This window comes from Streptomyces sp. SID5910 (assembly GCF_009862125.1).
Lineage (GTDB): Bacteria > Actinomycetota > Actinomycetes > Streptomycetales > Streptomycetaceae > Streptomyces.
Window position 1 is genome coordinate 1 of the sequence record NZ_WWHX01000972.1, and the last position, 6,999, is coordinate 6,999.

Annotated in this window: 4 protein-coding genes and 1 pseudogene; all 5 read left to right on the top strand. The window is 73.0% G+C overall.

All coding sequences use genetic code 11. From position 1 onward, the window contains the following. Positions 1 to 1,382, top strand: a 1,382-nt coding sequence (locus GTW67_RS34890; RefSeq protein ID WP_524539856.1) for a pectate lyase-like domain-containing protein, incomplete at its 5' end; no start/stop codon positions are given. A 302-nt stretch (positions 1,383 to 1,684) separates the two neighbouring features. Next, on the top strand, positions 1,685 to 2,212 hold the full coding sequence (locus GTW67_RS34895; protein ID WP_161168728.1) for a COG1361 family protein: 528 nt from the start codon (positions 1,685 to 1,687) through the stop codon (positions 2,210 to 2,212). A 450-nt stretch (positions 2,213 to 2,662) separates the two neighbouring features. After that, positions 2,663 to 4,801, top strand: a complete 2,139-nt coding sequence (locus tag GTW67_RS34900; RefSeq protein ID WP_161168729.1) for a hypothetical protein — start codon at positions 2,663 to 2,665, stop codon at positions 4,799 to 4,801. A 52-nt stretch (positions 4,802 to 4,853) separates the two neighbouring features. After that, a complete protein-coding gene (gene pelF, locus GTW67_RS34905; RefSeq protein WP_161168730.1) occupies positions 4,854 to 6,377 on the top strand; it encodes a GT4 family glycosyltransferase PelF in 1,524 nt (507 codons plus the stop codon). Next, positions 6,374 to 6,999 (top strand): annotated as a pseudogene (locus GTW67_RS34910) (hypothetical protein); the annotation flags it as partial. The gene pelF and the pseudogene GTW67_RS34910, both read left to right, overlap by 4 nt.

Below are 6,999 nucleotides of genomic sequence, written 5' to 3' on the forward strand. Positions count from 1 at the left end.
ACGGCAACGCCACCCAGAACTTCTGGCGTTCGGCCGAGAACCTCGCGATCACGCCGTCCAACGGCACCGACCGCTGGGCCGTCGCGCAGGCCGCGCCGTTCCGCCGCATCCACGTCAAGGGCGGCCTCAACCTCGCCCCCAACGGCTACGGCTGGGCCTCCGGCGGCTACATCGCCGACTCGAAGATCGACGGCACGGTCGGCCCCTACTCGCAGCAGCAGTGGTACACCCGGGACAGCTCGGTCGGCGGCTGGACCAACGGCGTCTGGAACATGACCTTCACGGGCGTCGAGGGCGCGCCGGCGAGCAACTTCGAGACCGGCCCGTACACCACGCTCGACACCACGCCCATCTCGCGCGAGAAGCCGTTCCTCTACCTGGACGGCAACGAGTACAAGGTGCGGGTGCCCGCCAAGCGGACCAACGCGCGCGGAGTCTCCTGGCCGGCGAACGCCGGCGGCACCTCGCTGCCGCTGAGCCAGTTCTACGTGGTCAAGCCGGGCGCGACGGCGGCGACGATCAACGCCGCCCTCGACCAGGGCCTCAACCTGCTGTTCACGCCAGGTGTCTACCACGTCGACCGGACCATCAACGTGAACCGGGCCAACACCGTGGTGCTGGGCCTCGGTCTGGCCACGATCGTCCCGGACAACGGCGTCGACGCCCTCCACGTCGCCGACGTCGACGGCGTGCGGCTCGCCGGCTTCCTGATCGACGCCGGTCCGGTGCGGTCCGAGGCGCTGCTGCGGATCGGGACGCCGGGCGCGAGCGCCGACCACTCCGCCAACCCCACCACCATGCAGGACGTGTTCATCCGCGTCGGCGGCGCCGGACCGGGCAAGGCGACCGACTCCGTCGTGGTCGAGAGCGACGACGTGATCATCGACCACACCTGGATCTGGCGGGCCGACCACGGCGAGGGCGTCGGCTGGGAGACCAACCGGGCCGACTACGGGCTGCGCGTCAACGGCGACGACGTCCTCGCGACGGGCCTGTTCGTGGAGCACTTCAACAAGTACGACGTGTACTGGAGCGGGGAGCGCGGCCGGACGATCTTCTTCCAGAACGAGAAGGCGTACGACGCCCCGAACGCGGCCGCCATCACCCACGACGGCATCGTCGGCTACGCCGCCTACAAGGTCGCCGACACGGTGAGCGAGCACGACGCCGTGGCGCTGGGCAGTTACTGCAACTACACGTCCGACGACACGATCGTCCAGCACCACGGGTTCCAGGTGCCGGTCAAGCCGGGCGTCAGGATGCGCCATCTGATGGTGATCTCCCTGGGCGGCAAGGGCCAGTACGCCCACGTGATCAACGACACCGGCGCGCCCACGTCGGGGACGGACACCGTGCCGTCCAAGGTCACCCAGTTCCCGTGACCGAAGGCTGAGCCAGGCGCCCGTGCGTCCGGGGACCCCGTGTCCCGGGCGCACGGGCCGCTCGCGGCGGGCACCCGGAATCCGCCATTGCCGCCGGCCGGCCGGTGCGGCGCGGCGAGTCGGCACGGTCACCGGCGGGGCCGGTGCCCGCACGGCGCTGTCGTGCGGGAACACCCGCAGCCACCCTTTGTGACGGTGCCGTCACACCTCCTTCACCGGACGCACACTTCCGGCCGAGCCGTGTTCCCGCTGTTCCCGGCGGTGCAGACGGTGCGCGGGGGCCGTGCCTAGTGTCCCGGGCCATGCGATCCACACGAACGAGACGCTTCTCTCTCGCCACGATCATCGCCCTCGCCCTCGCCCTGTTCGGCCTGGCGCCGACCGCGAGCGCCGCCGACCCGGCCCCGGCCGAGCTGACGTTCAGCACCGACGCGGCGACCACGCAGCCGGGCGGCACGGTGAACCTGTCGATGACGATCAAGAACAACAAGACGTACGACATCTGGTTCGTGTACCAGACGATCGACCCGACCTGGCTGACCACCCAGCGCCCGGACCTCAAGTACAGCTTCACCGGCTGCACTCTGGCGGCGGAGAACGGAGCCGTCCCGTGCAGCGGGACCGGGCCCGCCGACCTCGGCGCCAACTACGGTGCCACCATCCCGCCCGGCCAGAGCCGCACCGTCACGCTGACGCTCCAGGTCGCCGCCGACTCCGGCTGCAACGGCAACATCGGCTTCTACTCGTACTACTACGCCGAGTTCAGCGACAGCGCGAGCGTCAACGGCGGCCCGGTCTACACGCCGGAGACCCGCGTCCTGTGCGCCTGACCGCACCCCCTCCCACGTACTGAGCACCGGCGGCGGCCGGCCCCACGACGGGCCGGCCGCCGTCGGCTCGTGGATCACGCGTGACCTGATCTCGCACCAGGGCCGGTCGGCACATTGGTGCAGACCTCTGACACCGGGATCGGTCGGAATATGACATTCCGTGGTCGTCCGATGTCGCTTCGCAGCAGTACACAGGCCCTGCGGAGGATTCCGGCCCCTACCCGGACGGCGCTCCCCGGGTACCGGACACGGCCCGGCCGGGACCGAATGGACACAAGTGCTTTTCCGTCAAGTTCCGCAGCAGGCACACAAAAGCTCCACACAGACCTCACTATGTGACGCGACGGATGCGTTGACGACCGGCGTCTCAGGGGAGCGGCGGCGTTGTCATGGGGTGGGGGGCTCCGAAAGGGGCGGCCCACCCCTGCCCGGGGGAGGGAATCTCACCGCATGAAGCGGACCATTCGCACGACGGCGCTCACCGTGGGCGCGCTGATCGCGTCGCTCGCACTACCGGCCGGCACGGCCCGGGCGGAGGACCCCGCACCGCGCGTCGACCTGCGCGTGCTGGTCGTGAGCGACGGAGGACCGGCCACCGACGCCATCGCCGCCGAGCTGCGGACCGCGGGGACGCCGTACACGGAGGTCGACCTCGGGGACGCGGACCGGCCCTCGATCGACGCCGGCTTCCTGGCGGACACCGTGGACGGACGGCCCCGCGCCAGGTTCCAGGCCGTGGTCATGCCCAACGACAACCCCTTCCCGGCGAACTCGGGCGAGATGGCGGCCCTCGCCGCCTACGAGCAGACGTACGGGATCCCCCAGGTCGACGCGTACACCTACGCGCGCCCCGAGGTCGGGCTCCAGTACGCGGTCGGCACCGGCTACGCCGGCAGCCTGGACGGCGTACGGGCCGAGGTGACCCAGGCCGGTCTGGCCGGGCCCTTCGGCTACCTGGACGGTGCCGTGCCCTTCGAGGACAACTCCCCCTCCGTGGGCGAGTCCTACGCCTATCTGTCGACGCCCGCGCCGGGCGCGGACTTCGTCCCGTACGTCCAGGCGGCGATACCCGGGCGCGCGACCAAGGGTTCGCTCGTGGGCGAGTACCGGCACGACGGGCGGCGCGAACTGGTCGTCACCTTCGTCTACAACCAGTACCAGCAGCAGTTCCGGCTGCTCGCCCGGGGCATCGTCGAGTGGATGACCGGCGGGGTCCACCTGGGCGCCGACCGCAACTACTTCGCGGTCCACGTCGACGACGTCTTCGCGGCCGACGACCGCTGGGACACCGCGCTCAACTGCACGCCCGGTGACGTGGACTGCCCGCCGGGCGAGGGGACGCCGGACCCGATCCGCATGGTCCCCGCCGACGTCGACCACGCCCTCGCCTGGCAGGACAGCAGGAACATCACCCTGGACCTGGCCTACAACGCCTCCGGCAGCGTCGACTTCCGTCAGGACAACAACGGCGCCGACCCGCTCGCCGACAAGCTGATCGCCGACCGTGCCGCGTTCCGGTGGATCAACCACACCTACACGCACGCCTTCCTCGGCTGCGTCCAGGACGTCAGCGTCGTGCCGTGGAAGTGCGCCGTGAACGCCGACGGCAGCACCCGGTGGGTCTCCCGCAACGAGATCGCGGACGAGATCGCCACCAACCGCGTCTGGGGCGAGGGCGCCGGACTGCCGCTGGACGACGACGAGTTGGTGACCGGTGAGCACTCGGGCCTGAAGGTGACCCCGCAACAGCCCGACGACAACCCGAACCTGGGCCCCGCCCTCACGGACAACGGCGTCACCTGGCTCGGCTCGGACAACTCCCGCGACCCCGTGCAGCGCCGGGTCGGCAGCGCCACCACCGTCTCCCGCTACCCGATGAACGTCTTCTACAACGCCGGGCGGGCGGCCGAGCAGGTCGACGAGTACAACTGGATCTACACCAGCCGCGCCCAGGGCGGCAGCGGCATCTGCGAGGACAACCCGGCCACCTCCACCTGCCTGACCGCACCGCTGGACACGGCCACCGGCTACACGGACCACATCGTGCCGCTGGAGACCCGCATCGCGCTCGGGCACGTCCTCGCCAACGACCCCAAGCCGCACTTCATCCACCAGTCGAACCTGGCCGAGGACCGCATCGCCTACCCCGTCCTCGACGGTGTCCTGGACGGCTACGCCGGGCTGTTCGCCGACAACACCCCCGTGGTGAACCTGCGCATGGCGGACATCGGCGTCGAACTCCAGCGCCGCGCGGCCTGGCAGGCGGCCGTCGACGCCGGCCACGTCACCGCCTACCGCGTCGGCTCCGCCGTGACCGTCGAGGCGCCCGACGGCGTCGCGGTGCCGGCGACCATGCCGGCCGGCACCCAGCGCGCGGGCACGGGCTTCGGCGACGCCTACGCCGGTGCGGTGTCGGGCTGGACGACGCCGGGGGCCTCTGGCGCCCTCGCCCTCACCCTGCCGTCGTCGGCCACCGCTCCCACCGCGGTCACCGGTTCCGGCGACACGGCCGCCGCGACGCCGGCCGCCCCGCGCACCCGGGTACCGGCCGGCGTGAGCGAGCCGGTGCCCTACGGCACGGAGCGCTGAGCGCGCCCACCGCAGGTCCCGCCACCCCACACCCCGGCCGTGGAGCACACCGATGCACGTTCCCCACGGCGCGCGGCGCCCCGGCGCGCCGCGCGTCACCCTGCTCACCGAGGGCACCTACCCGCACAGTCACGGCGGAGTGAGTGTCTGGTGCGACCAACTCGTCACCGGCATGCCCGACCTGGGCTTCGACGTCGTCGCCGTCACCGGCACCGGGCGCGAACCGGTCGTCTGGGACATCCCCGCGCATGTCGACCGCGTCGTCTCCGTGCCCATGTGGGGCCCGGCCCCCGAGGGGCGCCTCCCGCGCGGGCGTGAGCGCAGCCGGCTGGAGGCCGCCTACGAGCGGTTCGTGACCGCGCTGCTCGACCCCCGGGCCGAGGCCGGGTTCGGCCCCGCCCTGTACCGGATGGCGCGGGCCGCCGCGGACGGCCGGCTGAGCCCGTTCCTGCGCGGTGACCGGGCGATCGGCATCCTGACCGCCGTGTGGAACCGGCCGGGGCTCGCCGTGCGCGAGGCCCGGCCCACCGTGCACGACGCGGTGACGGCGACCGCCCTGCTGGAGCACGCGCTGCGCCCGCTGGCCGCCCCGTGCCCGGAACAGGGCGTGGCGCACGCGGTCAGCGGCGGCGTGGCCGTGCTGCCCGGGCTGGCCGCGCTGGAACGGCACGGAGTACCGCTGCTGCTGACGGAGCACGGGGTCTATCTGCGCGAGCGGTACCTCGGTTACCGCACCGCCCCCTACCCGTGGCCGGTGAAGGCGCTCGTCCTCGGCTTCTTCCGGCTGCTGGCCGAGGAGACGTACCGCAGGGCCGCCCTGATCACCCCGGGCAACCGCTACAACCGGCTGTGGGAGGAGCAGGGCGGCGCCGCCCCGGAGTCCATACGCACGGTCTACAACGGCGTCGACCCGGCCGCGTTCCCGCCCGCCGGTCCGGAGCCCTCGGAGCCGGTGCTCAGCTGGGCCGGCCGGGTCGACCCGATCAAGGACCTGGAGACCCTGATCCGCGCCTTCGCCCTGGTGCGGGCCGAACTGCCCGCGGCGCGGCTGCGGTTGTTCGGCGGCACGCCGCGCGGCGGCGAGGCGTACCGGGAGCGCTGCGAGGCGCTGGCGGCGCAACTCGGCCACGGGGACGCCGTCACCTTCGAGGGCCGGGTCGAGGACATCAAGGACGCGTACGCCGCCGGGAACGTGGTGATGCTGTCCAGCATCAGCGAGGGCTTCCCGTTCACCCTGATCGAGGCCATGTCGTGCGGCCGGGCGACCGTCTCCACGGACGTGGGCGGCGTGCGGGAGGCCGTCGGCGGCACCGGTCTCGTCGTACCGCCCCGCGACCCGGCCGCCATGGCCGCCGCCGCGCTGGAGCTGCTGGGTGACGCCGGGCGGCGCCGGGCGATGGGCGAGGCGGCGCGGCTGCGGGTGATCGAGCAGTTCACGCTCCGGCAGACCATCGACACCTTCCGGTCCATCTATCTGGAGCTGTCGGCGTTCGGCGCCGCGGCCGTGCCCGCGGCGGCCGACGGGGAGCCCTTCACGGCGGTCGGCGCGGCTCCGGTGGGGAGCGCGACCGGATGAGCGGGCCCATGGCGCTGGAACCCGGCGGCGCGGAGCAGGACACGCTGGCGCTGCGCCTCGCCGACGCCCGCAGGCCCGTCCCGCGCGCGGCCGACCACCACACGCTCGCCCTGGTCCGTCCCGGGCACGGCGTACAGCACGCGGCGGTCGACCGGCTGGCCGCCGAACTCGCCGACCGCGTCGCCCCGGCCGTCCACCCCTACGAGGTGGCCGCGCTGCTGGAGTCGGAGGGGCTGACCGGCGAGGCGATCGCGGAGCAGTACGGGCACCGCGACCTGTTCTCGCTGGCCACGGCGTTGTACGAGCGTGTCCCGCGCAGCTTCCCCGAGCCGCCGCGGCCCGCGGACCCCTGGCGGCCCGACCATGTGCGCTGTGCGCTGCGCGGCGCCCTGTTCGCGCTGCCCGGCCTCGGCTACGCGCTCGCCGGGCGCCTGCTGCCCCACGGCGGCACGGTGACGGCGCTGGTGGTGGCGGGGCTGGTGTCCTGGGCGTGGAACCAGGCGCTGGGCCACCGGGCGTATCTGCGGCTGGCGGCCGGGCGCCGGGAGGCCGGCCGCACGCTGCTGAAAGGGGCGCCGCTGGGTGCGCTCGCCGCGACGGCCGCGGGCGCCCCGTTCGCCGA